The sequence below is a fragment of the Streptomyces sp. NBC_01257 genome (genome assembly GCF_035917255.1).
Lineage (GTDB): Bacteria > Actinomycetota > Actinomycetes > Streptomycetales > Streptomycetaceae > Streptomyces.
On sequence record NZ_CP108472.1, the window covers coordinates 958,491 to 983,732 of the forward strand.

A 25,242-nucleotide genomic window follows, 5' to 3' on the forward strand; every position below is an offset into this window, starting at 1 on the left:
CCGCTACTTGCGGCCGGGCGTCCAGTTCATGCCCCAGCCGTAGGCCTGGTCGATGGTGCGCTGCGGGCTCACTCCGCGCTGCGGTACGAGATAGCGGGCCTCGCGCTGCACGGTGAGGTCGTTCCCGTTGGTGGTGATGAGGGCGAGCGCGCAGACCGTCGAGGGGACGGTGCATTCGTCGAGCGAGAAGTCGATCGCCGCGCCGTGCTGTGGCTGGAGGGTGACGGTGGCGTGCAGATCGGCGAAACTCCGGGCGCCCTCGTAGATGGTGACGAAGATCAGGACCCGGCGGATCCTGGCCTTCTGGTCGAGGTTGATCGTCAGGTTCTCGCCGGAGGCGACGGCGCCCGTGCGGTCGTCGCCGTCGAGCTGGATATAGGGCGGCTGGTGAAGAGCGCCGAAGGCGTTTCCGAGCGCCTGCACCACGCCCTTGCGGCCGTCGGTGAGTTCGTACAGCGCGCAGAGATCAAGATCGAGATCCGCGTGGTGCGCGACGGCCCGGCCGAGTTTGCTGCCCCACCCCTTGAACTGCTTGCGCACTTCCCAGTTGAGATTGACACGCATGGCGCCCGAGGTGCCGCCCTGTTTCGCGAGCGAGACGGACGGGGCCTCCTTCGTCAGCGTCACCTTGGTGAGGCGGACCGGCTGGGGTGCGGGCGGCGCCGGGGGTGCGGGAGGGGCCGGCGGTGCCATCGGGGCGGCGAGCGTCGGCTGGGGGTACTGCGGAGGAGGCGGGGTGGCGGCCACCCGCGTTGCGGGGTGGGGCGGTTGGGGCTGCGGAGGTGCTTGGGGCTGAGGGGCCTGCTGCGGCTGCTGCGGTTCGTCGACGGAGATCCCGAAGTCCGTGGCGAGGCCTTCGAGTCCGGTGCCGTAGCCCTGGCCGACCGCCCGGAACTTCCAGGCGCCCTGGCGCCGGTAGAGCTCCCCGAGGATGAACGCCGTCTCGACGGTGGCGTCGGTGCTGTCGAAGCGGGCCAGCTCCGCCCCCGTCGCCGCGTCCGCGACCCGTACGTAGAGCCCGGTCACCCGGCCGAACGAACCGCCGTCCGAGGAGGCCGCGAGGACCACCCGGTCGATGGCGGGTTCCACCCGGGCCAGGTCGACGGCGAGCGTGTCGGTGGCCGCGCCCCCGGCGGTCCGCTTGCCCTCGTGGCGCACCGCTCCGGAGGCGTGGGCCGGCTGGTTGTAAAAGACGAAGTCGGCGTCGCTGCGGACCTTTCCCGAGCCGAGGAGAAGGAGCGCCGAGGCGTCCACGTCCGGTGTCCCGGGGGCGGTGCGCCACCCCAATTCGACGCGCACGGCCTGAGCCGTCACCGGAACATTGGTTCCTTTAAGCATGGTCATGCTCGCCCCCATCGCGAGTCCTGCTGCCGAGACTTATCCCGGTCAACCTAATGCCCCTCGCGCCACGAGGCCCACAGTGGTGCCGGGACGGGTCCGCGGACCCGTGGGTAACCCCTCGTGATCTCGCCTTTTACACGATCGCTACGCTTCCGGGCGCCCTTTTTTCCCAAGTTCGCTCGCATTGGGGATCGCCGTTCACTCACAACACGTAAAACAACCCTCTTATCGGGCTCCCCAATCAGCACATCGTGGGCTTAACTTAGGTGCCATGACCTCCCCCCGCTCCACCTACGGCGGCGGCTACTACGCCGCACCGTCGTTCCCCGACACTCCGATCTACGACTCCCTGGTCGCGGAGCGGGGCACGCCTCAGATCGCACCGATCCGAGTGCCTGCCGCCTATGACACCGGCAACAGCTATCTGCCGGCGCTCCCGTCGGCCCTGCCGGCCCTCCCCGCGGCGCCGTCCCAGTCCGGGCCGTCCTACGGCTACCAGCAGCCGATGGCGCAGCAGGGCTACGCGCCGATGCAGCCGGCGCAGCTGCAGCACGCCCCGGCGCCGTACATCCCGCAGCAGCCGACCGCGGCCCGCGGCGGGTACCAGTCGCCCCCGCAGCAGCATCAGCAGCAGCGGCCCGCGCCGGGCACCGGCTACGAGTCGATGCGTCCCGCGTCGCCGCGCCCCGCCCCCGCGCAGTCCCCGTACGAGGACCCGTACAACCGTCCGTACCAGGGCCGGGGCTACTAGGGAGCACCGCGCCCGCGGCGCGGCCGACCCGCGGGCCGCCGGGTGGTGGCAGGCCATGGGTGCATGCTCTCCGCCGAACTGCGTGCGGTCCACATCCATCCGGTCGGGTCGCCGGCCGCACAGGCCGTCGGTGAGGCCGTCGTCGAGCCATGGGGACTCGACGGCGACCGCCGCTGGATGCCGGCCGGCACCGCGGGCAAGGTCGTCACGCGACGTCAGCAGCCCCGTACGGCGCTGATCTCCGCCACCCCCTCGCCGGGTGGCGGCATCACGCCGGCCGCGCCGGGGAGCGCGGCACTGACCGTGGAGGTCCCGGAGCCACGGGGGACGGTCAACGCGCTGCCGCACCGCGGGCCGGGCCGGGAGCTGCGCTTCGGCCGGAGTCCGCATCTGATCCCTGGCACGGCGGGCGTCATCCGGGCCGGGGACCCGGTCAGCATCCTCGGCCGAAAAACCTCCCCGAGAGCGGGAACTCTCGGGGAGGCGTGGTGCGTTGGCCGGGTGAGGTTGCTCTCTCTTCGTCTCTTCAGCGCGCGGACCGCGCCGTATCGGGTTAAGACGGATACGGAAGGGGGTGCAGGACTGTGCGAGCGCTCACGGGAGTCTGGCGTTGGCGGCACAACCCCCTGCGCCGCGCCACGGACAGGCGCGAGGCGTGGGTGGCTCTGGTCGCGTTTCTTCTGCTGGTGCTGGCCGCACCGGCCCTCGGCTGGTACTGCGGAGCGCGTACCGACGACACACTGCAGCAGTCCGTGCGCGCCCAGCACGCGGGCCGGCAGCTCACCACCGCCGTCGTGGTCCGCCAGGTCTCGCCCCGGCACTACGTGTCCGACCCCGAGGTCGCCACGGACCGGATGGCGCAGACCCCGGTGGTGGCCCGCTGGCACGCCCCGGACGGCACGGCGCGCAGCGCCACGGTGACAACCACCTCGCACGACACAGCGGTCGGCGCGCGGGTGCGGATCTGGACCGACCGGTCGGGCAATCCCGCGCTGCGCCCGATGGACGCGCCGACGGCGCACACGCACGCCGCGCTGGCAGGTTTCGGTGCGGCCCTGCTGGCCGTGGTCCTGATCGAGGGCGGTCGCCGTCTGGTCGTATGGCGCATGGTGCAACGGCGGTACGAACGGCTCGACCGGGCCTGGGCCAAGGCCGGTCCGGACTGGGGCAGGACGGGCACGGGCAGCTGACGACCTGCTCATCGGGTCAACTCCCGCCCTCCGCGCGCGCTACGGTGGACCGGCCAGCCCGTCACTCCTTCGAGGGGATCCCGGGTGGTCGCTGCCGCGAGGCCGGTGACACGGGCATCACACACGCACGAGGTGGGGGCACAACAGCGCCATGGCACAGGGCACGGTCCAGGTGACGCACACCGGCACATCGCGGTGGCGGCGCCGCACAGGCGAGTACGCCTCCCTCACCGCGGCTCTGGAAGCGGCGGCGGACGGTGATGTCCTCACCGTCGCACCGGGCACCTACCGGGAGAACCTGGTCATCGCCCGCGCGGTGACCCTGCGCGGGCCCGAGGGCACCGTCGGCTCCGTACGGATCGCGCCCGTGGACGGCGTGCCGCTGACCCTGCGCGCCTCCGCCGTCGTCCAGGACCTGCATGTGGAGGGTCAGGACTCCGCCGCGCCGGCCCTGCTGGTCGAGGAGGGCGCACCGGACCTCTCGGACCTGCGGATCGTGACGCGCTCGGCCGCCGGCATCGAGGTGCGCGGCGCGGCCCGGCCTACCGTGCGCCGCTGCACCGTCGACAACCCGGCCGGGGTCGGCATCGCCGTACTCGACGGTGCGGGCGGGGTGTTCGAGGAGTGCGAGGTCGTCTCGGCCGGCCAGTCCGGAGTGTCGGTGCGCGACGGAGCGCACCCCCGGCTGGAGCGCTGCCGCATCCACCACTCCTCGGGCGCGGGACTCTCCGTGACGGGTGAGGGCAGCGGTCTGGAGGCCGTCGGCTGCGAGGTGTACGAGATCAAGGGCAGCGGGATACAGGTGTCCGCCCGGGCCTCGGCCCATCTCACCGACTGCACGGTGCACCGCACCTCCGCGGACGGGGTCACCCTCGACACCGACGCGGTGCTCACGCTGGCCGACTGCGACATCCACGACATCCCCGAGAACGCGGTGGACCTGCGCTCGCGCTCGGTCCTCACCCTGACCCGTTCGACGGTGCGGCGGTTCGGCCGCAACGGGCTCTCGGTCTGGGACCCGGGCACCCGGGTCGACGCGAACCAGTGCGAGATCCACGACAGTACGGGCGACTACCCGGCGGTCTGGGTCAGCGACGGTGCCACCGTGATACTGGATTCCTGCCGGGTCCACGACGTGCCGGACGCCCTCTTCGTGCTCGACCGGGGCTCACGCGCCGACGTCGTCGACAGCGATCTGTCCCAGGTCCGCAACACCGCGGTGTCGGTCAGCGACGGGGCGACGGCCCAGCTCGACGACTGCCGGATCCGGGAGGCGTCCACCGGCGCCTGGTTCCGCGATCACGGCAGTGGCGGCACGCTGAACAACTGCACGATCGACGCGGCACAGACCGGCGTGATCGTCACCAAGGGTGCGGATCCCACCATCGAGCGCTGCACCGTCACCTCCCCCGCCGAGGCCGGTTTCTACGTGTCGGCCGAGGGGCGCGGCACCTTCCACAGCTGCCGGGTGACCGGGAGCGAGGGCTACGGCTTCCATGTGATGGACGGCTGCCGTACGACGCTGACGCGCTGCCGTACCGAACGGTGTGCCCGTGGCGGGTACGAGTTCGCGGAGGGCGGGGCCCACGGGGACGGTTCGGGGACGGGGCCCGTGGTGGAGGACTGCACGAGCGACGAGAGCGGTCTGCGGACCGCCACTCCCCCGCCGCCCGCCGTGCTGACGGCCACGCAGTCGGCCCCCGGGCTGCTGGGCGCGGTGCCCGCACCGCGAGCGGTGGAGCCCGTCGCGGTGACGGAGGAGCCGGCCGAGCCGGCGCGCACCTCCGGCGCGGTGCTGGGTGAACTGGACGCGCTGGTCGGCCTCGACAGCGTGAAGCGCGAGGTGCGCGCCCTCACGGACATGATCGAGGTGGGGCGGCGGCGTCAGCAGGCGGGGCTGAAGGCCGCGTCGGTCCGCCGGCATCTGGTCTTCACCGGCTCCCCCGGCACCGGCAAGACCACGGTCGCCCGCCTGTACGGCGAGATCCTGGCCTCCCTCGGGGTGCTGGACCGGGGCCATCTCGTCGAGGTGTCCCGGGTCGACCTGGTCGGGGAGCACATCGGCTCGACGGCCATCCGCACCCAGGAGGCCTTCGACCGGGCGCGCGGCGGGGTGCTGTTCGTCGACGAGGCGTACGCCCTGTCCCCCGAGGACTCCGGCCGGGACTTCGGCCGGGAGGCCATCGACACGCTGGTGAAGCTGATGGAGGACCACCGGGAGGCGGTCGTCGTCATCGTCGCCGGGTACACCCACGAGATGGAGCGCTTCCTCACCGTCAACCCCGGCGTGGCGTCCCGGTTCTCACGGACCATCACCTTCAGCGACTACGACCCGGAGGAGCTGCTGAGGATCGTCGAGCAGCAGACCGAGGAGCAGGAGTACAGCCTGGCGTCCGGCACCGGGGACGCGCTGCTGAAGTACTTCACGGAGCTGCCCAAGGGGCCGGCCTTCGGCAACGGCCGTACCGCCCGCCAGACCTTCGAGTCGATGGTCGAGCGGCATGCCGGCCGGGTCGCCCAGCTCGCCGAGACGAGCACGGACGACCTCACTCTGCTGTATCCGGAAGACCTTCCGGAACTCCCCTGACGCCTCGGCCGGACCCGTCCGCCTGCTGGGGCAGGACGGGAGCCAGCCGTTCCAGGAGTGCGGCCCGCTCCTGGGCGAAGACGGGGTCGGCCTGGTAGTCGGAGTGTCCCAGCACCGGCTCGGGCAGCGGGTGTTCGGGAGTGCGTCCGTAGACCAGCGGGTCCTTCAGCGGGCCCCGGTCCACCTCGGGTCCGGACTCCTCGCCGAGCCGCACCGCGCCGCCGATCGGATCGGTGGCCCGCCACAGGTTGCGCCAGCAGTGCACCGACCGGTGCAGCCCGTGGAGCTGGGCGGGGCCGAAGTAGGCCGGGAACCAGCGCCCGTAGAGCCGCTCGATGGGCGATCCGTAGGTGAGCAGGGCGACCCGGCCACGGGTCTCGGCGGGCAGCTGCCAGACCGCCGACGCGGCAAGCACGCTGCCCTGGGAGTGGCCGGAGATGACGAGCCTGCCGCGGGTGCGCGCGGTCCATCCGGACATCCGCGAGGCCAGGTCGGGCACGGCCCGCTCGGCGTAGCAGGGCGGTGCGAAGGGGTGCGCGGCGCGCGGCCAGAACGTACCGACGTCCCAGAGGATGCCGATGGTGCGCCGGGCCGAGGCGTCGCGGTAGGCGCGCCGCCCGCAGGCGACGAACAGCAGGAAGCCGAAGCCGATCAGCCAGGAGCCGGTGGACTGCGCGGCCTCGGCCACCGATTCGATGAAGGGGCTGCTGCCGTCCATGGCGAGCCCGGGGACCTGGCCGCTCGCCCACGCCCCGCCGACCGCCCCCGCACCGAGCAGCAGCGTGGCACCGGACACCAGGCCGAGCATGCCGGGTGCGGAGTCGGTCAGCGCGGCCGTGGCCCGGATCCTGGCGATCTGCCGGGTCCGCACGTCGTCGGGCCGCTCCTGTCCGTACTCCGAGTCGATCAGCGGTTCCAGCCGGCGGGCCGCACGGTAGGTCCGTACGCCCAGCACGAGGCCGGGGACCAGGAGCAGCACCAGCAGGACGGGGATGACGGAGGCCTGCCAGCTGAGGAGCACCGGCGGTCCCTCTATGACGGCGCTGCGGCCCATGCCGGGGCTGCCGGGACCGTCGAGCCAGTCGGCGACGCGCTGGGCCACGCCGCCGGTCATGACGCCGCCGAGCGCGCAGGCGAGCATCGCGACGGCGGGGCCGCCGAGTCCGCGCATCACGGTGCGCGGCTCGGGGCTGCGCCGGTAGAGGCTCAGCGACACGACGGCGAGGACGACGACGAGGGCGCCCTGGGCGAGCGTGACGACGCGGAAGGTCATGTCACCGGGGAGGGTTCCGGCGGAGGTCCAGCCGGGCCGGGACCAGCCGGCGTGCAGTGAGGCGAGGACGAGCAGGGCGAGGGCGGTGACGGGCAGGTAGGTGACGACGGCGCGGTCGAGGCGGTTGTCGAGGCGCCGTTCGCTGCGGCCGCGCCGGCACACCACCCACAGGACGACGAGCATCCCCATCACGAGGGCCACCTCGATCAGCCGCCCGAACACCTCGGGCACCGGCCCGGCGACGGCACGGTCCCGACGGGCGGTGGCGCCCGTGACGGATGCGGTGACGGTCAGGAACCCGGCGGCGGTGTGGGCGGCGCGCAGGCGCGCGACGAGCCGTCGTCCGTACCAGAATCCGGGCCGTCCGAGCGCGGGCCGCACCACGGGGGCTGCGGCCGGCGGTGCGCCCTCCTCGGGGCCGGAGCCGCTGAGCGGGCGCGCCGACTCGTAGGTGCTCCAGGTCCGGTTGGAGAGGTACCAGAGGAGTCCCACCAGGGCGGTCGGCACCAGCGCGGCGAGTGCGAGCCTGCGCCCGGGCTGGGACCACCAGCCGCCCTGCGCGGAGGACAGGAAGCCCAGCCACGACCGCTGGTCGGAACAGTCCGGTACGCCCGCGCACTGCCAGGCGGTCAGATCGAGCGCGACCTCGCAGGCGGCGGCGGTCAGCAGCACGGTGAGGCTCAGGGCGAGGAGCCTGACGATCGCGCCGTACAGCCGGACCGTCCGGGGGCGGCGGGTGGCGGCCGGACGCATCCAGTGGGCGAGGTTGATCACCATGAACGGGAGCAGCAGGAGCCACAGCGCGCGGGAGCCGTTGCCGGAGGTGAGGTTGGACCAGCAGTACGCCTCGGCGATGGGCCGGTCCCGGTACCGCTCGGGGTGTGCCTCCGCGTCGATGTCGCCGGGGCGGCGGTATATGGCGGCAGTGGCGTCCCCGGTGACGCGGACCGTGCGCGGATCGGTGAGCATCTCCTGGGGAGTGGCTCCGCCCACGCCGTGGACCAGCAGTTCCAGTGCGGGTCCTTCGCTCTGCGGGGCCTGGGTGGCAGGTGGCACGGGGGTGACTCGCTCTCAAAGGTGGAAGCCCTGGGACGACGCGGCTGACGCCCGGTCACCAGAGTGGTGGATGCGTCCGGGCGTCCGCACCGCTCTCACCGAATCTCCCCAGTGCGGCGGTGTGCGACACCGCGTGGCAGGATGAGCCGTCGACATGGACCGCCGCACGGCCAGAGGGAAGGACCGGACCCGCGTTGAGCGAGAATCAGAATCTGCTCGCGGAGCAGCGGCGTGCGCTGATCCTCGACGAGGTGCGCAGGCGCGGCGGGGTCCGGGTCAACGAGCTGACCCGGAAGCTGAACGTCTCCGACATGACGGTGCGCCGGGACCTGGACGCGCTGGCCCGCCAGGGCGTCATCGAGAAGGTGCACGGCGGCGCCGTGCCGGTGGTCGAGGCGAGTACCCACGAGCCCGGTTTCGAGGCGAAGTCGGCGCTGGAGCTGACCGCCAAGGAGGACATCGCCCGGGCGGCCTCGGCGATGGCCGTGCCCGGCAGCGCCATCGCGCTCTCCGGCGGCACCACCACCTACGCCCTGGCCCAGCAGCTGCTGGACGTACCGGACTTGACGGTGGTGACCAATTCGGTGCGGGTCGCCGACGTGTTCCATGCCGCGCAGCGTCCCGGTTCGCCGGGCGCGCGGCCCGGCGCCGCGACCGTGGTGCTCACCGGCGGGGTGCGGACCCCGTCCGACTCGCTGGTGGGCCCGGTCGCCGACCGGGCGATCGCCTCGCTCCACTTCGATGTGCTCTTCCTCGGGGTGCACGGGATCTCGGTGGAGGGCGGGCTGTCCACGCCGAATCTCGCGGAGGCCGAGACCAACCGCCGTTTCGTCCAGTCGGCACGGCGGGTGGTGGTCGTCGCCGACCACACCAAGTGGGGCACGGTGGGCCTGAGTTCGTTCGCCGCGCTGGACCAGGTGCACACGTTCGTCACCGACGCGGGTCTGTCGGAGGGCGCCCGCGAGGAGATCGAGGAGCATCTGCCGGGCCTCGTCGTGGCGGGCCGGACCGCGAGCGGTGAGCCCGCACAGGACTGAGCGGCCGCCCCGGCCCGGGTTCCACTCCGCTCGCGCCGTGGCCATGACGTCCTAGGATCGAGCTGTGGCCGTCTTCCGGATCGAACGCTTCACCCCTCTGCCCGCCGCCGAGTCCTGGCGCCGGGTGACGGACTGGGAACGGCACGCCGCGCAGGTCCCGCTGACGACGATCACGGTGCCCACCGGCCTGCCGACCCGGGTCGGGACGGTGTTCGTGGCGCGTACCGGGATCGGCCCGCTGGCGTTCGACGATCCGATGGAAGTGGTGCGCTGGTCGCCTCCGGCGGGCAGCCGGGCGGGGATGTGCCGGCTGGAGAAGCGCGGCGGGGTGGTGCGGGGCCGTGCCTCGATCGACGTGTATCCCACCCATGCCGGCTCCCATGTGGTGTGGGTGGAGGAGCTCGCTGTGCGGCTGCTGCCCCGGTGGGGCGATCCGCTGATCGCCGGCGCGGGACGGCGGGTGTTCGGCCGGGTGCTCGACTCCATGCTCGACAGGCCCGCGCAGCCGTACGCCTGACGGCGGGTGCCGCCCCGGCACGGTCCGCCGCAGGCGTCATGAGCAGGTGATGTGACCGTCACACGATCGAGTCGTTTTACGGTGTGACGGTTTTCGCCTACGGCTCAGAAGGCACCGAATCATGCCGATCCACCCTCCGCGGCAGCGGTCCACCGGCAGCAGCGAGCGCCCCGGCGTGCAGCAGGCCGAGTCCGCGCTCATGGAGCACTACCCCCGTCTCGTCCGGCTCGCCTATCTGGTGCTGCCGCCGTCCCTCGGCCGGCACCGCCGGGTGCTCGCCGCGCACGCGGCGGTGCAGCGCGCGCTGCCCGGCGTGCGTGCGGCGCCCGAGGCCCCGGCCCTGTCGCGGGTCCCGGCCCAGACCCGTGGTGCCGCGCACCGGCCTGCCCCGGACGGCTCCGGCTCGGCGTACGCCTGGATGCGGCTGCGGGTGCTGCGCGCCGCGCTCGGGCACGAGCGCCGGCCGCGCTGGTGGCCGGACCGGCTCCCGGCGCCCGCGGCGCTGCGGCCCTCGCTCCCGGCCGTCTGGGGCCTGCGGCTCTTCCCGCGGGCCGGCGGCGCGGCGGAACTGGCCCTGGACCAGGCGCTGTCGGCGGTCCCCGGGGCGGTGCGGGCCGCTTTCGCGCTGCGGCTGCTGGAGGAGCTGGACGCCCGGGACACGCAGGCCCTGCTCGCCCGGGCGGGCGCGCCGGACGCTGCGGACGCGGTACGGGCCGCCGCTCGGCTGGGTGACGCCGACCGGGCGGGCACCGAAGCGCTGCTGCGCTCGGAGGAGTTCGACCCGTGTGTGCTGCAGACGCGTCCGAGCGATCTGCTGCGGCGCAGGCACCGGATGCGGGCGGTGGCGGCCGCCGCGGCGCTCTGCGTGGTGGCCGGCGTCCTGGTCTCGGTGGCGGAGGACGGTGCGCCGGTCCCGGCACCCGCCGTCGGCGGCACGCGGAGCGTGCCGGCTCCCGCACTCGATCCGGCCACGCTGCTCAGCACCGCGGCCGAGGAGTGGGCGGACACCTCCCGCATCGACTTCACCGCCTGGCCGGCCCGCGGGAACCGGGCCGGGGACCGGGCCCTGCTGAGCCGGGCGCTGCGCGCCTGGGGACGTACCCCGCAGAGCGTCGCCGTCTCGGCCACGCCCGGGACGCTCGCGGTCCCGCCCGCGCAGCCACCGCAGTTGTTGTACGCGGGTGAGGTGGACGGCGCCGCCGTGGTGATGTTCCACGACCGCGGCGTGCGGGTGGTGCGTTACGCGGAGCCGCTGACCGGGACCGGGACGCCCGCACTGGACTTCGCGCGGACGGACGGCGCGGACGTGACGACGGGGGCCGCCCTGGTCGTCAGCCGCAGCGGGGGCCGGGCCCGCTTCCTGATGGCTCCGTGGATCTCGCGGACCACGACGCGCGACCTGCTGGCGCCGGACAGCCCGGCGCGCACGCTGGAGGTGAACGCGGACGGGGTCACGGCGGCCGTGCCGCGCCCGTCGCCGGGCGGCAGCTGCGACTCCTGGCCGGCGCTCCAGCTGCGCTCATCCGAACGCATCGTGGAGAACCACGCGTTCCTCCTCACCGACCTGGGCGACCTCGCCCCGGTCCATCTCACCTTCACCCCCGGTCCGGCCGCCGGCGCCGCGGCACGACAGCCCAGGGAGGCGACGAGCACACCCGCCCTGCTGGCCTGGGCCCGCACCGCCTGTTCGCTGACGGCGCTGCGGGGCACCGGTGTCCGCGCGGTCAACAACTGGAACTTCGCCGAACAGCGGCTGCCCGAGTCCGGCACGCCCGCCGAGTGGCTCTGCACCCGCGCCGACACCTGGCAGGGCCCCGGACGCGTGCTGGTGCAGTTCCTGGCCCCCAGCGCCTCGCCCACCGGGCGGGGGACGGTGGTGGCGGACGAGCGCGACACGGCCCGGTGCAGCCGGTTCGGCCAGCACGTCCTGGCGGGCACGCACTGGAGGGCGCCGTCCGGCCAGTGGTACGTACTGGCCGCGGGAAGCCGTGCGGTGAGCGGGATCGAGGCAACCGGGGCCGTGCGCGAGAAGGCGGCCGGCACGACGCTCGCGGTGCGGGCGCCGCGGGACGCGCCGGTGGAACTGACGGCCCGGCTGAAGGAGGGCGGCTCGCTCACCGCGGTGCGCTGACCCCGTCCGCGTACCGCGGGCCGATCCGGTTCCGTTGCACCTGGCGACTTCTGACGGTCTGCCGGTTATGGTGTGCGCGGCCCCGTCCCCCGCCGATCGCACGGGAGGTGCGTTCCATGGCACGCCGACTCCGCTCCGTGAGCCTCGACTTCGTCGAGTCCGCTCCGGTGAGGCTGGTCTTCGCCGCCGAGGTGTCCGCACCGCCCGATGCCGTGTACCGGGCGCTGGCCGACGACGTCGAGGGCTGGCCCCGCTGGTTCACGCAGGTGACGGCGGCGCTGCCGCTCGACGGCGGGGCGGGTCGCGAGGTGCGGCTGCGGGGCGGGATCGCGTTCCGGGAGACGATCGTGGCGACCGATCCCGGTGAGCGGTACGCGTACCGGATCGACCAGTCCAACGCGCCCGGCCTGCAGGCCCTGTTGGAGGAGTGGCGGCTGACCCCGGCGGGCACCGGCACCCGGGTGCAGTGGACCTTCGCCGCCGACGGCTCGCCGCTGTTCCGGTTCACGCTGCGGCGGGCCCGGTCGGCGGTGGGCAGGTCGTTCCGGGACGCGGTGCGCAATCTGGACCGGCGCCTCTCGGCCGCCGCCGCCTGACGGGCCCGTCAGCTCGTCCGGGCCGCGCACTCCTCCTGGCCGGGCCAGTTGCCGGTGGCGAGGAAGCGTTCGACCGTCCGGGTGTACGGGTCGATGTCCATGTTCTGGGCGGCCAGCCAGGCATCGGAGTAGTACTTGTCGAGGTAGCGGTCGCCCGGGTCGCAGATCAGGGTGACGATGCTGCCGGTGCGGCCCTGCCCGACCATCTCGGCGACCAGCTTGAAGGCGCTCCACAGGCCGGTCCCGGTGGAGCCGCCGGCCTTGCGGCCGATGGCCCGGTCCAGGGCGCGCACGGCCGCGACGCTGGCCGCGTCCGGGACCTTCATCATCCGGTCGACGGCGCCCGGCACGAAGCTCGGCTCCATCCGCGGCCTGCCGATGCCCTCGATGCGGGAGCCGCGGTCGCTGGTGGCGTGCGGATCGTGGTTCGTCCAGCCGTCGAAGAAACAGGAGTTCTCCGGGTCGGGCACACAGATGCGGGTGTCGTGCTGCATGTAGTGCACGTACCGCGCGATGGTCGCCGAGGTGCCGCCCGTGCCCGCGGTGGCGACGATCCAGGCGGGCTCCGGGTAGCGCTCCAGCCTCAGCTGCTGGTAGATCGACTCCGCGATGTTGTTGTTGCCCCGCCAGTCCGTGGCCCGCTCGGCGTAGGTGAACTGGTCCATGTAGTGACCGCCGGTGTCCGCGGCGAGCGTGGCGGACTCCTCGTACAGCGTGCGCGAGTCGTCGACGAAGTGGCAGCGGCCGCCGTGGAATTCGATCAGCCGGCACTTCTCGGGGCTCGTGGTGCGGGGCATCACGGCGATGAACGGCACGCCGATCAGCTTGGCGAAGTACGCCTCCGAGACGGCGGTCGAACCGCTCGACGCCTCGATCACCGGCTTCCCGGGACGGATCCAGCCGTTGCAGAGCCCGTAGAGGAACAGCGAGCGCGCCAGCCGGTGCTTGAGGCTGCCGGTGGGGTGCGTCGACTCGTCCTTGAGGTAGAGGTCGATGCCCCAGCTCTCGGGGAGCGGGAACCTCAGCAGATGGGTGTCGGCGGAGCGGTTGGCGTCGGCCTGGACCTTGCGCACCGCCTCCTTGAGCCAGGCCCGGTAGGCCAGGTCGGTGCGATCGATGTCGACGGTCGCCACGATGTCGCCGTCGTGTCTGTGCTCACTCGTGTCCATCAGCGCGCTTCTCCTCGTACGACCGGTCTCGGCGAGCCCCACGATATGCCCCCTACCTGCACAAACGATGACTTTGATGCTCCATAGCGATGCCTTGGCCCCGTCGGCCGGGCGGTGGCGGGGCCGGTGCCGGGAAGGGGACCTGTGTCCTGGTCCGCTCTGGTGCACATGCCCCGGGATGTGCACACTTCTTCTCAGGGGTGCGACGGAGGGGGCGAAGTGGCCGTTTACGAGCCGGAGTTCAGCGAGGCGGGGTTCGACGAGAGCGGGTTCAGCGAGACGGGCGTGCGGATCGACCGGTGGGCGCGTTCGGTCACCCGGGCGGGGCAGGTCACCGTGAAGGACGGCCGGGTGGCGCTGCTGACCAGCTACGGCCGGGAGATCGACAGCGCGCCGGCCGGGACGGTGAGCGCGGGCAGACCGTGGTTCGCGGGCGCGGACAGGACGGTGGCGCGGGTCAACGGGAGGCGGTACCGGCTGACGATGCCGCGGCGCCGCGACAAGCCCGACAGCGCCGCTCCCGCACGCCGGTTCCTGGAAGCGGTACTCAGGGCGGGCGGCCGGCGGGGCTGACGGAGCGGCGCCGCGGGGACACCGCGAGTTGCGGTGCCGCGGCCGCTGGGCGACATTGGAGACACGTCACTCATGGTTTACCGGCGGTGACACTGCGATCCAGGCCGCCGGGCCAGATCAGCAGCCAGCCATCTGCTGGATCCGTTCCTTCGTCTTCTTCCGGACCTATTTCGGGGAGTCGCAGCCGTGATCAGCGAGCCAAGCAGGCACTGCACGGTGGAGCTCCAGGCCCTGCCGTCGCGGATCGGTCAGGTCCGCAGAATCATCTCGGCGCAGTTGCGCTACTGGCATCTCGATCCCTTGATCGACCAGGCAGCGCTCGGCGTCACAGAACTGCTGACCAATGTCCACCGGCATGCACAGCCGGACAAATCATGCACCGTCGAGATCGAGTTGCTGCTCGAACGGCTGACGGTGTCCGTCCATGACCACGACCCACGGATGCCGACCGTGCGCGAGGCCAGCGACTCCAGTACGTCGGGGCGCGGACTCGCACTGATTGCCGCGGTCAGTGAGAGCTGGGGCGTCCGCCCCCGGGGCGGTGCGGGGAAGGTGGTCTGGTTCACCCTTCCGACGCCCTCCCTGTTCGCCACGCAGCCGCCGCACGTGCTGTACGGGGCGACGACCGACGGTCCGTTCGAACTGAGCGGCATCGTGGCGCCGGAGGGTGCGTCGCCCTCGGTGGCCCGGTCGGTGGTCGTCGGCTGACGCGGCAGGAGCGGGGCGCCCCCGGTGAGGGGCGCCCCGCTCCTGCACTGCCGTTCCGCCCGCGGCGGCTAGTCGGTGGCGATGGCGCGGAGCACGTCCAGTCGCGCCGCCCGCCGGGCCGGCCGCCATCCCGCCAGCGCGCCCGCGGTGATGCCGACCGCCGCGACCACGAGCAGCCGCATCGGCGGCAGGGCGAAGGCGAACGCGGTGTCGCCCGCCCCTTCGGAGGCCTTGACCAGCACCCAGCCGAGGAAGCCGCCCAGCAGGAGGCCGCCCGCCGTGCCGAACGCGGCGACCAGGACGGATTCCCAGCGGACCATGGCCCGCAGTTGCTTCCTGGTCTGCCCGACGGCCCGCAACAGGCCCAGCTCCCTGGTGCGTTCGTGAACGGCCAGGGTGAGGGTGTTCGCGATGCCGAGCAGGGCGATCAGTACGGCGAGTGCCAGCAGGGCGTAGACCAGGGTGAGCATCATGTCGATGCCGCCGGCCGAGGACTGCGCGTACTCGCCGCGGGTCTGCACGTCCGGGTTGCCGTACGCGGCGGCGGCCTTCTCGACCGCGGCCTTGCCGTCGGCCGTGGAGACCCCGTCCGCGAAGGAGACGGCGATCAGTGAGTCGGAGTCCTGGCCGCGGTGCGGGGCCCATGCCCGGCGGGTGATGACGTAGTCCCCGGCGAGCTCGGACTGTCCGTACACGGCCCGGACGGTGAAGATCCGCTCCTGGCCGTCGGTGAAGGTCAGCCGTGCGGTGGAGCCGGTGTGCAGCCCGCGCTTGCCTGCCTCGGTGTCGGAGACGGCGAGTCCGTCTCCGCCCAGCGTCTTCATCGACCCGTCGATCCGGCCGAGGTCGAAGACCCTGGCCAGTGCCGCCGGGTCGGTCACGGTGAGGGCGCGTCCGGTGCCGTCGACCTCCGCGACGCCCTTGCCGAGGCCGACCGCGGTGTCCACGTCCGGCAGCCGGTCGACGGCCGGGGCGAGGCCGGGACTGAGCCCGCTGCCGCCGGCCCCGAAGGCGGGGGCGCTGATGGCGACGTCACCGGCGAACGAACGGTCGACGGTCTGGTTCATGGTGGCCTTCAGCGAGGCGCCGAACACCGTGAAGAGCGAGACCACCGCGACACCGATCATCAGGGCGGTCGCGGTCGACGCGGTCCGCTTCGGGTTGCGCAGCGCGTTGCGCCGGGCCAGCCGGCCGGTGGTGCCGCGCAGCCGGCCGAGCGGGCCCCCGAGGATCCGTACGGCGTACGAGGAGGCCACCGGCCCGAGCACGACGAACGCGGCGAGGGCGAGGACCGCTCCGGCGGCCGACAGCCAGATGGACGGGTCGGCCAGGGCGCCGGTCAGGATCACCCCGACCGCGGCGGTCAGCAGCGCGAGCCCGGTGACGGCGCGGGGCCGGGAGGCGGCCGAGTCGTCGACGGCGGTCTCGCGGAGGGCGGCGAGCGGAGCGGTCCGTCCGGCGTGGACGGCGGGCACCAGGGCGGAGCCGGCGCAGACCACGACTCCGACGGCGAGCGGCAGCAGCATGGACACACCGCTGATGACGAGCGATCCGTCGGGGAACGGGAACCCGATGGCCGGGAAGAGCGCCTGGAGTCCGGCGGCGATCCCGATGCCGCCGGCCAGACCTGCCGCGGAGGCGATCACGCCGACGATCGCCGCCTCGGTCAGGGTCGAGCCGAGGATCTGCCGGCGCGAGGCGCCGAGCGCGCGCAGCAGGGCGTTCTCCCGGGTGCGCTGGGCGACGACGATGGCGAAGGTGTTGTGGATGGAGAAGGTCGCGACCAGCAGCACGATGCCGGAGAACACCAGGAGCAGGGTGGTGAACAGGCTCAGGAAGGCGCCGGAGATCATGTCCTGGTTCTCGGCGGCGGAGGCCTGTCCGGTGATGGCCTCGGTGTCCGGGGGCAGCACGGGCCGCAGGGCCTCGACGAGTTCCTGCTGACTGGTGCCGGGACCGGCCCTCACCTGGATGCTCGAGGCCTGGCCGGGCTTCGGTGTGAGGTGCTGCTCGGCGTCGGCGAGCGTCATTCCGGTGTAGGTCACCTGCGCCATGCCGTCCTCGCCGCCGAAGGTGGCCAGGCCGACGACGGTGACCCGGACCGGGTCGGGGGTGCGCAGGACGGTCGTGTCGCCGATCTTCAGTCCGCCCTTGTCGGCGGTGCCGCGGTTGATGACGACCTCGCCGGCTGCGGAGGGGGCGTGTCCCTCGGCGAGCCGGTAGGGGTTGAGCTCGGGGTCGTCGATCCAGTTCCCGGCGAGGGTGGGCGGTCCCTGGCCGCCGATGGGCTTGCCGTCGGCGCCGAGCAGCTGGCCGGCGCCCTGGATGTCGGGGGCGGCCGCGGCGACCTGGGGCAGCCGGTCGATGCGCCGCACGAGGCCGGTGCTCACGGGCTGCCTGGTGCCTTCGGACTCGCCGGAGACGGTGACGACGTTGGTGGAGCGGACGACGGCGTCGGTGCCGCTCGCCGCGTTGCCGAACATCGTGTCGAAACTCGCGCGCAGGGTGTCCCCCATGACGAGGGTTCCGGCGAGGAACGCGACGCCGAGCAGGACGGCGGTCAGGGTGCCGACGAACCGGCGCCGGTGGGTGCGGAGGGAGGAGAGGCTGAGGCGCACGGTGGCGCCGGTGCTGGTCATGGCGTCCCCTGGGTGCTCGGGGCGGGGTCGAACGCCTTGAGGCGGTCGAGTACGCGTTCGGCGGTGGGGTCCGGCATCCGGTCGACGAGGCGTCCGTCGGCCAGGAAGACGACCTCGTCGGCGTGCGCGGCGGCGACCGGGTCATGGGTGACCATGACGACGGTGCGGCCGGTCTGCCGGACGGTGCGGCCGAGCAGCCGGAGCACTTCCTGTCCGGCGCGCGAGTCGAGGTTGCCGGTGGGTTCGTCGGCGAAGACGACGTCGGGGCCGCCCGCGAAGGCCCGGGCGACGGCGACGCGCTGCTGCTGGCCGCCGGACAGTTCGCTCGGCCGGTGGTGCAGGCGGTCGCGGAGTCCGACGGTGTCGATGAGCGCGTCCAGCCGGGCCCGGTCGGGCCGCTCCCCCGCGAGGTCCATGGGGAGCGTGATGTTCTCGGCGACGGTGAGGGTCGGCAGGAGGTTGAAGGCCTGGAAGACGAACCCGATGCGCCGGCGGCGCAGCAGGGTGAGCCTGCGGTCGTCGAGCGCCCCGAGTTCGGTGTCGCCGATGAACGCGGTGCCGGAGGTGAGGGTGTCGAGTCCGGCGGCGCAGTGCATCAGGGTGGACTTGCCGGAGCCCGAGGGCCCCATGATCGCGGTGAAGCGGCCGGCCGGGAAGTCGACGCTCACCCCGTCCAGGGCCCTGACCTCGGTGTCGCCCGAGCCGTAGACCTTCACGGCGTCGACGACCCGGGCGGCGGTCGTGGTGCCGGTGGCGGGAACGGTGGTGGTCATGCCGCACCGTCCTTGCCACGGATCCCGAACTGCTCGTCGAGGACGGAGAGGCGGCGCCAGTACTCGTCCTCGTCGATCTCACCGGCGGCGAAGCGCCGGCCGAGCAGGGTGATCGGTGAGGTCTCGGCGGGGCCGTTCGGCATCGCGCGGTTGTGCCAGGGGCCGCGGCCGCGCCAGACGGTGCGACGCAGGACGGTGACGACGGTGATGACGACGGCTGCCCAGACGAGCGGGAAGAGGAGGACCCACGGTCCGGGTCCGCCGTCGAAGGCCAGGGTGTTCATCTCGGTCAGCTCCTCGGTTCACGGTTCGGGACTCACGCTTTTCCTTCACCACCGAGCCTGTCTCCGGGGAGGGGGCCGCGTCGTCGTACGGCCAGCGGCAGTGGGCGTACCCCGTGGGGAGTAGACGGCGCTCCGGCTCCTGCTCCCGGGGGGCCGTGAGGCGCGTTCTGGATTCTGTACCTACTAGTATGTACAGTGGGTTCATGAGCACTCCGGACCGTCTGATCGAAGCCACTCGCGAGCTCCTGTGGGAGCGCGGTTACGTGGGCACCAGCCCCAAGGCCATCCAGCAGCACGCCGGCGCGGGCCAGGGCAGCATGTACCACCACTTCGCGGGCAAGCCCGATCTGGCACTGGCGGCCATCCGCCGCACGGCCGAGGAACTGCGCGGGACGGCGGGCGGCCTGCTGGACGCTCCCGGCACGGCGTACGAGCGGATCTCGGGATATCTGCTGCGCGAGCGCGATGTGCTGCGGGGCTGCCCGGTGGGGCGGCTGACGATGGATCCGGAGGTCATCGCGAGCGACGAACTGCGGGCGCCCGTCGACGAGACGATCGCCTGGCTCCGCGGCCGGCTCACGGAGGTGGTCCAGGAGGGTCTGGACCGGGGCGAGTTCGCACCTTCCCTGCCCCCCGGGGACATCGCCGCGACGATCGTCGCGACCGTGCAGGGCGGCTATGTGCTGGCCCGCGCATCGGGCTCGACGGACGCCTTCGACGCGGCCGCCCGCGGGCTGCTCGCCCTGCTCGCCCCGCGCCCGGACGCCGCCTGACCCCCTCACGTACACCACCGACCCCGAGGAGCACCTCACCCATGCGCATCACCAGGAACCGCCCCGGCACGCAGTCCGGACCGGCCGCGCACTTCAACGGCTCGGTCTGGCTCGACGAGCTCGCGGCCCCCGAACCGCCTTCCCGGCTGCGGTTGTTCAGCGTGCACTTCGCACCGGGCGGGCACACCGGATGGCACACCCACCCGCACGGCCAGGTCCTCCACGTCACCGAGGGCGAGGGCCTCGTGCAGCGAAGGGGCGGTCCGGTGGAGGCGATCCGGGCGGGCGACACCGTGTGGATCGAGCCGGACGAGTGGCACTGGCACGGCGCGGCACCGCACACCTTCATGACGCATCTGGCCGTCGTCGAGGCGGCCGATGACGGCAGCACCATCCACTGGCACACCGACGCCGCCGTCCCCGAGTACCCGGCAGCCTGAGGAGCGCGCGATGCATGCCATGCAGTACGAGATCACTCTGCCTGCCGACTACGACATGGGCATCGTCCGCGACCGGGTGGCGACGAAGGGCCACCTCATGGACGCCTTCCCGGGGCTCGGCATCAAGGCGTACCTGGTCCGGGAGCGCGGACGGGACTCGCCGGTCAACCAGTACGCGCCGTTCTATCTGTGGACCGGGGCCGCGGGCATGAACTCCTTCCTCTGGGGTCCCGGATTCCAGGGCGTCGTGCGGGACTTCGGCCGCCCCGAGGTGCAGCACTGGACCGGCCTGTCCTACGCGGAGGGCCCGTCGTCGGGATCACTCCCCCGGTCGGCGACGCGCCTGCGCTCCCCCGCACCGCAGGCGGCCGCTCCGGCGGACGCGGTCGATGCCGCCCTGGAGGAGAGCCGGCGGCTGGCCGAGGAGCCCGGAGTGGTGGCCACCGCGCTGGCCGCCGATCCCCGGCACTGGGAACTGCTCCACTTCACGCTCTGGGACCACCCCGGGCCGCGGGAGCCAGGCGAGCGGTACGAGGTGCTCCACCTCAGCCGGCCGGAGCGGGACCGGCTCGGGGAGGGACGCCAGTGGTAGCCGCGGTCCGCACCGTCCTCGGGGACGTCCCCGCGGCCGAGCTGGGGGTCTGCGACGCCCATGACCACCTCTTCCTGCGCAGCCCCGTGCTGCCGGGCCAGGAGCTCGACGACCCCGTGGCGGCCGGCGAACGGCTGCGCGCCTTCCGCGGGTTCGGCGGCCGGTCCGTCGTCCAGTGGACGCCGTACGGAATGGGCCGCCGGGCAGACGCACTGGCGGAGCTGTCCCGCTCGACGGGCACGCACGTGGTGGCGGCGACGGGTCTGCACCAGGCGGTGCACTATCCGGCCGCACTGCTCGACCGGATCCGGGACGACCTCGCCTCGCTGTTCGTGTCCGAGCTGACCGCGGGCATCGGCGGCACGACGGTGCGGGCGGGCCTGATCAAGGTCGCCGGTGCCTTCCACACGCTCGACGCCCACGCCCGGCTCACCATGACGGCGGCCGCGGAGGCGCATCACCGCACGGGGGCGCCGATCGCCGTCCACCTGGAGCTGGGGACAGCCGCGCTCGACGTACTCGACCTGCTGTGCGGCACGTCGGGCGTCCCGCCGCACCGGGTGATCCTCGGCCACCTGGGCCGGTCGCCGGACGGCACGGAGCAGCTGGAGGCGGCCCGGGCGGGGGCGTTCCTCGCGTTCGACGGTCCGTCACGGGCCCACCATGCAACGGACTGGCGGCTGCCGGAGGAACTGGCGGCGCTGGCCGGGGCCGGGTTCGGCGGGCAGCTGCTGCTGGGCGGCGACACCACGGTGCCGGAGACCCCGGGCATGCCGCACCTGTTGCGCCGCCTGCGCCCCCGGCTGACGGAGGTACTGGGAGCGGACGCCGTGGACAACATGCTGGTCGCCAACCCGGCGCGGGCGTTCGCGTTCGCGGCACCGGAAGGGGGCGGCCGAGGGGCGCCCCGGTGACGGAGCCCGGCCGTCCCGCCCCCGGGTGAGCAGCCTCAGGCGAGCGCGCCCAGCGGGTCGTCCAGCACCGGCTGCCAGGCCAGCTCCGCCGCCCCGACCAGGCTGTTGTGGTCGAGGGTGCAGGGCAGGATCGGCACACTGCCGCTGCGCCCCCACAGGCTGCGGTCGGCGACCACCGCGCGCAGCCGTTCCGGGTCGGCGTCCAGCAGCGCGCGGTGCAGTCCGCCGAGGATGATGCGGTCCGGGTTGAGGATGTTGACGAGCCCGGCGAGTCCGAGGCCGAGACGGTCGATCAGCTCCTCCGCCGCGTTGCGCACCGTCGCGTCGCCGTACTCGTTGCGCAGCAGGTCCCCGGACTGCTTGAGCAGGGACTCCTCGGGGCCGGGCACGCGGCCGGCGGCGGTGAGGAAGGCGAGCGGGTCGGTCTCCACGTCGAGGCAGCCGCGGCCGCCGCAGTGGCAGGGGCGGCCCTCGGGGTTGACGGTGAGATGGCCGACCTCCAGGGCGAGTCCCGAACTCCCGGTGTGCAGGCGGCCGTCCAGGACGAGCGCGCCGCCGACCCCGCGGTGGCCGGTGGCGACGCAGAGCAGGTGCTGGGCCCCTCGCCCGGCCCCGTGGCGGTGTTCGGCGAGCGCGGCGAGGTTGACGTCGTTGCCGGTGAACGCCGGTCCGGTGATGCCCGCTTCGCGGACGCATGTGGCGAAGATCTCGCGGACGGGGGCCCCGGCGGGCCAGGCGATGTGGAGGGGGTTGAGGGCGGTGCCCTCCGGCTCGGCGACCGCGGAGGGCACCGCGAGGCCGGCCCCGACGCATCGCAGACCGCTGTCGCGCAGCAACCGTGCACAGTCGTCCACGACTTCGCCGATGACCTGTGCCGGGTCGGCCGTGATGGTGACACAGCCGGGGGCGGTCGCGACGAGCCGGCCGCCGAGACCGACCAGCGCGGCCCGGAATCCGTCCGCGTGCACCTGGGCGGCCAGCGCCACCGGCCCGGACTCGCGCACGGCCAGCCGGTGCGAGGGGCGGCCCTGCGAGCCCGCCGCCGACCCGGGGCTGGAGTCGACCCGGATCAGGCCAAGCGCCTCCAGCTCGGCGGCCACCGCGCCCGCCGTGGCGCGGGTGACCCCGAGCTCGGAGGTGAGGACGGCGCGGGTGGGCGCGCGTCCGGTGTGCACCAGTTCCAGCGCGGGCCCGAGCGCGCTGCGGCCCCTCTCCAACTTCGTCCGGGTGGTGGTCCCCTTGCCGTTCATGGGGGCGAGTCTCCCATGATCCGGAGGCACTGCCGACGCGGCGGTACCCGGCTTCCCACCCGCGCCGCCCCGCTCCTCGGCGTACCGGCGCCGCTCCCGGCACACCGCGCCCGGCCGGGTTGACAGCGGGGTGGACGGCCGTCTTGCGTCCGCTGTCCACGGGCCCCTATGCTGAGTTTGTGCCGCAACTAAACAAACTGCGGACGGCACTGCCGGGGGACCCGGGCGGAAACACCGCCACACCTCCGTCGGCCCGCCTCCGTACCGCGCTGACCGTGTTCTTCGCCCTCGACGGGTTCCTCTTCGCCGGCTGGGTGGTCCGCATCCCGGCCATCAAGCACCAGACCGGCGCCTCGGCCTCCACCCTCGGCCTCGCACTGCTCGGCGTATCCGCCGGCGCCGTGATCACCATGATGCTGACCGGCCGGCTCTGCCGCCGGTTCGGCAGCCACCCGGTCACCGTCGTCTGCGGTTTCCTGCTGTCGCTCAGCATCGCGCTTCCCGCCCAGACCCACTCGGCGCTCTCCCTCGGGCTGGTGCTGCTGGTGTTCGGCGCGGCGTACGGCGGCATGAACGTGGCGATGAACAGCGCGGCGGTGGACCTCGTCACCGCCCTGCGGCGGCCCGTGATGCCGAGTTTCCACGCCGCGTTCAGCCTCGGCGGCATGATCGGCGCCGGGCTCGGCGGCCTCGTGGCGGCGGGTCTCTCACCCTCCGCGCACCTGCTCTGCCTGACCGGAATCGGACTGCTGGTCACCGCCCTCGTGGGCCCGGTCCTGCTGCGGTACCCGTCCCGCAAGCCCGTCCCGGCGGCGGCCGACCGCGGGAAGGGCGCCCAGCGCCTGACGGGACGGGCACGCCGTGTGGTGCTGCTGTTCGGCGTGATCGCGCTCTGCACCGCGTACGGCGAGGGCGCGCTGGCCGACTGGGGCGCGCTCCACCTGGAGCAGGACCTGCACGCCCACCCCGGGGTGGCAGCGGCCGGCTACTCCCTCTTCGCACTCGCCATGACGGCGGGCCGGCTCAGCGGCACGGCACTGCTCGAACGGCTCGGACAGACCCGCACCCTGGTCGCGGGCGGCACCACCGCGGCGGCCGGGATGCTGCTCGGCTCGCTCGCCCCGACCACCTGGCTCGCGCTCCTCGGCTTCGCCGTCACCGGGCTCGGCCTGGCCAACATCTTCCCGGTGGCGGTCAGCAGGGCGGGCGAACTGGCGGGTCCCGGCGGGGTGGCCGCGGCCTCGACGCTCGGCTACGGCGGGATGCTCCTCGGGCCGCCCGCGATCGGCTTCCTCACCGACTGGTTCTCGCTGCCCGTGGCCCTGACCACGGTGGCCCTGCTCGCGATGGCCGCGGCCGCCCTCGGCTACGGCGCCCGCAACGCGGCACACACCTGAGCGAGTGAGTAGCCGTACTCAGGCAGGAACGATTCACCCGGCGCAGGATGGAGAGGTCAGCCATCTACGGGGAGCACACCATGAACAAGCCGGTCCTGACCACGCGGCACGTCCGCGCACTCGCCCGACTCACCTTCGGTAACGTCGCCTCGCTGATCTACCTGGGCGTGGTGGCGGCGACCGCCGTGTTCGTCACCGTGGACACCCTGTTCGTCGCCCACGAGGACGCGTCGTTCGCGGGCGTGTGGCTCTTCTTCCTGGCGGCGCCGACCGTGTTCGTCTTCTTCGTCGGCGGCGCGGTGCTGGGCGCGGAGGCGGCGGGACCGGCCTGGTTCCTCTACCTGGCGCTGGTGGTGTCCGTGCTGGTGCAGTCGCTCGCGCTCGGCTGGTTCGTACGGCTGGTGCGCGGCGTCACCGGCCGGGCCCGCCCGGCCCACCCGCAGGGCGCCTGATCCCCTGGCACAATCCCAGCCATGAAGATCACGGAGTACATACATTCCCTGGCCGCCGACGGCCGGTTGCTGGCGGACGCGGCCGAGGGGGCGGGGACCGGGGCACCGGTGCCGACCTGTCCGGGCTGGCAGGTCCGCGATCTCCTCAGGCACACCGCGATGGTGCACACCTGGGCGGCCGCCTTCGTGACCGAGGGCCACACCTCCTACGTACCGGACGGCGGGGAGCCGGACCTGGACGGACCGGAACTGATCGCCCGCTTCCGGGAGGGACACCGGCAGCTGGTCGACGCGCTGGGCAGCGCGCCGGAGGACCTGGACTGCTGGGCCTTCTTCCCCGCCCCTTCGCCTCTCGCCTTCTGGGCGCGGCGGCAGGCCCACGAGACCACGGTCCACCGGGTGGACGCGGAGTCCGCGCGCGGCCGGGACCTGTCGCCCGTGGCGCCCGCCCACGCGGTGGACGGCGTCGACGAGCTGCTGCGCGGCTTCCACGCCCGGCCGAAGAGCCGGGTGCGGACCGAGACCGCGCGCACCCTGCGCGTGCGCGCGACGGACACCGAGGCGGCATGGACGGTGCGGCTCTCCAACGAGCCGCCGGCGGCGGTCCGCGAGGACGGAACGGCCGCGGACTCCCCCGTGGACTGCGAGCTGAGCGGCACGGCCGAGCAGCTCTACCTCACGCTCTGGAACCGGCTGCCGCTCACCGCCGTCACGGTGACGGGCGACGCGGACCTCGCACGGCTGTGGCGCGAGAACTCCTCCGTCACCTGGTCCTGACCCGGCGGGGCCCGGCGGCGGT

General features: G+C 73.4%; 22 protein-coding genes and 2 pseudogenes. 17 read left to right on the forward strand and 7 right to left on the reverse strand.

All coding sequences use genetic code 11. The features are described 5' to 3' along the window. Positions 1 to 3 precede the first annotated feature (3 nt). Entirely contained in the window at positions 4 to 1,356 is a 1,353-nt protein-coding gene (locus OG408_RS04240; protein WP_326668292.1) for a TerD family protein, read from the reverse strand. A 256-nt stretch (positions 1,357 to 1,612) separates the two neighbouring features. On the opposite strand from OG408_RS04240, the gene OG408_RS04245 reads away from it, so the two are divergent. The 4 genes and pseudogenes from OG408_RS04245 (at position 1,613) to OG408_RS04260 (ending at position 5,869) form a co-directional block, all read left to right on the forward strand. Then, positions 1,613 to 2,092, forward strand: coding sequence for a DUF6643 family protein (locus OG408_RS04245; protein WP_326668294.1), 480 nt, complete (start codon positions 1,613 to 1,615; stop codon positions 2,090 to 2,092). Between the two features lie 63 nt (positions 2,093 to 2,155). Continuing rightward, positions 2,156 to 2,395, forward strand: a pseudogene (locus OG408_RS04250) (MOSC N-terminal beta barrel domain-containing protein); the annotation flags it as partial. 281 nt (positions 2,396 to 2,676) lie between these two features. Further along, positions 2,677 to 3,282: an Rv1733c family protein gene (locus OG408_RS04255; RefSeq protein WP_266775563.1), complete on the forward strand. Its 606-nt coding sequence runs from the start codon at positions 2,677 to 2,679 to the stop codon at positions 3,280 to 3,282. A gap of 151 nt (positions 3,283 to 3,433) precedes the next feature. Then, positions 3,434 to 5,869: a right-handed parallel beta-helix repeat-containing protein gene (locus OG408_RS04260; protein ID WP_266775565.1), complete on the forward strand. Its 2,436-nt coding sequence runs from the start codon at positions 3,434 to 3,436 to the stop codon at positions 5,867 to 5,869. Here the strand turns inward: OG408_RS04260 and OG408_RS04265 are convergent. Next, positions 5,842 to 8,111 (reverse strand): annotated as a pseudogene (locus OG408_RS04265) (hypothetical protein); the annotation flags it as partial. The gene OG408_RS04260 and the pseudogene OG408_RS04265 overlap by 28 nt on opposite strands. 281 nt (positions 8,112 to 8,392) lie before the next feature. On the opposite strand from OG408_RS04265, the gene OG408_RS04270 reads away from it, so the two are divergent. From OG408_RS04270 to OG408_RS04285, 4 genes are all read left to right on the forward strand, one after another. After that, on the forward strand, positions 8,393 to 9,235 hold the full coding sequence (locus tag OG408_RS04270) for a DeoR/GlpR family DNA-binding transcription regulator (protein WP_266775567.1): 843 nt from the start codon (positions 8,393 to 8,395) through the stop codon (positions 9,233 to 9,235). Between the two features lie 64 nt (positions 9,236 to 9,299). Further along, positions 9,300 to 9,752 (forward strand): SRPBCC family protein, encoded by a 453-nt coding sequence (locus tag OG408_RS04275; protein WP_266775569.1) that lies wholly within the window; start codon positions 9,300 to 9,302, stop codon positions 9,750 to 9,752. 121 nt (positions 9,753 to 9,873) lie between these two features. Beyond that, the gene (locus OG408_RS04280; RefSeq protein ID WP_326668299.1) at positions 9,874 to 11,883 is read left to right on the forward strand and encodes a hypothetical protein; all 2,010 of its coding nucleotides are present in this window, start codon (positions 9,874 to 9,876) and stop codon (positions 11,881 to 11,883) included. A 116-nt stretch (positions 11,884 to 11,999) separates the two neighbouring features. Next, the gene (locus OG408_RS04285; protein WP_266775573.1) at positions 12,000 to 12,479 is read left to right on the forward strand and encodes an SRPBCC family protein; all 480 of its coding nucleotides are present in this window, start codon (positions 12,000 to 12,002) and stop codon (positions 12,477 to 12,479) included. Between the two features lie 8 nt (positions 12,480 to 12,487). On the opposite strand, the gene OG408_RS04290 is transcribed toward OG408_RS04285, so the two are convergent. Continuing rightward, positions 12,488 to 13,648 (reverse strand): PLP-dependent cysteine synthase family protein, encoded by a 1,161-nt coding sequence (locus tag OG408_RS04290; protein WP_326668300.1) that lies wholly within the window; start codon positions 13,646 to 13,648, stop codon positions 12,488 to 12,490. A gap of 219 nt (positions 13,649 to 13,867) precedes the next feature. Between OG408_RS04290 and OG408_RS04295 the strand changes: the two genes are divergently transcribed. Together OG408_RS04295 and OG408_RS04300 are read left to right on the forward strand one after the other, a co-directional pair. Next, entirely contained in the window at positions 13,868 to 14,221 is a 354-nt protein-coding gene (locus OG408_RS04295; protein ID WP_266775577.1) for a hypothetical protein, read from the forward strand. Positions 14,222 to 14,407: 186 nt separating this feature from the next. Continuing rightward, complete coding sequence (locus tag OG408_RS04300; protein ID WP_326668303.1) at positions 14,408 to 14,929, forward strand: ATP-binding protein; 522 nt, start codon at positions 14,408 to 14,410, stop codon at positions 14,927 to 14,929. A 68-nt stretch (positions 14,930 to 14,997) separates the two neighbouring features. Here OG408_RS04300 and OG408_RS04305 read toward each other — a convergent pair whose 3' ends face one another. Genes OG408_RS04305 through OG408_RS04315 form a run of 3 tightly spaced genes read right to left on the reverse strand, consistent with a single transcriptional unit; the run spans position 14,998 to position 18,625 of the window. Further along, on the reverse strand, positions 14,998 to 17,568 hold the full coding sequence (locus OG408_RS04305) for an ABC transporter permease (RefSeq protein WP_326668305.1): 2,571 nt from the start codon (positions 17,566 to 17,568) through the stop codon (positions 14,998 to 15,000). Then, positions 17,565 to 18,341, reverse strand: coding sequence for an ABC transporter ATP-binding protein (locus tag OG408_RS04310; protein WP_326668306.1), 777 nt, complete (start codon positions 18,339 to 18,341; stop codon positions 17,565 to 17,567). The genes OG408_RS04305 and OG408_RS04310 overlap by 4 nt, the downstream gene beginning before the upstream one ends. Continuing rightward, entirely contained in the window at positions 18,338 to 18,625 is a 288-nt protein-coding gene (locus OG408_RS04315; protein ID WP_266775585.1) for an SHOCT domain-containing protein, read from the reverse strand. The genes OG408_RS04310 and OG408_RS04315 overlap by 4 nt, the downstream gene beginning before the upstream one ends. Before the next feature lie 203 nt (positions 18,626 to 18,828). On the opposite strand from OG408_RS04315, the gene OG408_RS04320 reads away from it, so the two are divergent. From OG408_RS04320 to OG408_RS04335, 4 genes are read left to right on the forward strand one after another with little or no spacing between them, the layout of a single operon-like run. Continuing rightward, positions 18,829 to 19,398 carry a TetR/AcrR family transcriptional regulator gene (locus OG408_RS04320; RefSeq protein ID WP_285570560.1) on the forward strand — a complete coding sequence of 190 codons (570 nt, stop codon included), beginning with the start codon at positions 18,829 to 18,831 and terminating at the stop codon, positions 19,396 to 19,398. Positions 19,399 to 19,439: 41 nt separating this feature from the next. Continuing rightward, the gene (locus OG408_RS04325) at positions 19,440 to 19,838 is read left to right on the forward strand and encodes a (R)-mandelonitrile lyase (RefSeq protein WP_285570563.1); all 399 of its coding nucleotides are present in this window, start codon (positions 19,440 to 19,442) and stop codon (positions 19,836 to 19,838) included. 10 nt (positions 19,839 to 19,848) lie between these two features. Further along, on the forward strand, positions 19,849 to 20,430 hold the full coding sequence (locus OG408_RS04330; protein WP_266775591.1) for a DUF4865 family protein: 582 nt from the start codon (positions 19,849 to 19,851) through the stop codon (positions 20,428 to 20,430). Further along, on the forward strand, positions 20,424 to 21,344 hold the full coding sequence (locus OG408_RS04335; protein WP_266775593.1) for a phosphotriesterase family protein: 921 nt from the start codon (positions 20,424 to 20,426) through the stop codon (positions 21,342 to 21,344). The genes OG408_RS04330 and OG408_RS04335 overlap by 7 nt, the downstream gene beginning before the upstream one ends. Positions 21,345 to 21,379: 35 nt before the next feature. Here the strand turns inward: OG408_RS04335 and OG408_RS04340 are convergent, their stop codons facing one another. Continuing rightward, the gene (locus OG408_RS04340) at positions 21,380 to 22,594 is read right to left on the reverse strand and encodes an ROK family protein (RefSeq protein WP_266775595.1); all 1,215 of its coding nucleotides are present in this window, start codon (positions 22,592 to 22,594) and stop codon (positions 21,380 to 21,382) included. Between the two features lie 179 nt (positions 22,595 to 22,773). Between OG408_RS04340 and OG408_RS04345 the strand changes: the two genes are divergently transcribed. The 3 genes from OG408_RS04345 (at position 22,774) to OG408_RS04355 (ending at position 25,220) form a co-directional block, all read left to right on the forward strand. After that, the gene (locus OG408_RS04345; RefSeq protein WP_326668309.1) at positions 22,774 to 23,991 is read left to right on the forward strand and encodes an MFS transporter; all 1,218 of its coding nucleotides are present in this window, start codon (positions 22,774 to 22,776) and stop codon (positions 23,989 to 23,991) included. 80 nt (positions 23,992 to 24,071) lie between these two features. After that, complete coding sequence (locus OG408_RS04350; protein ID WP_266775599.1) at positions 24,072 to 24,443, forward strand: SCO4225 family membrane protein; 372 nt, start codon at positions 24,072 to 24,074, stop codon at positions 24,441 to 24,443. A gap of 21 nt (positions 24,444 to 24,464) precedes the next feature. After that, entirely contained in the window at positions 24,465 to 25,220 is a 756-nt protein-coding gene (locus OG408_RS04355; protein ID WP_326668312.1) for a maleylpyruvate isomerase family mycothiol-dependent enzyme, read from the forward strand. Positions 25,221 to 25,242: the final 22 nt, after the last annotated feature.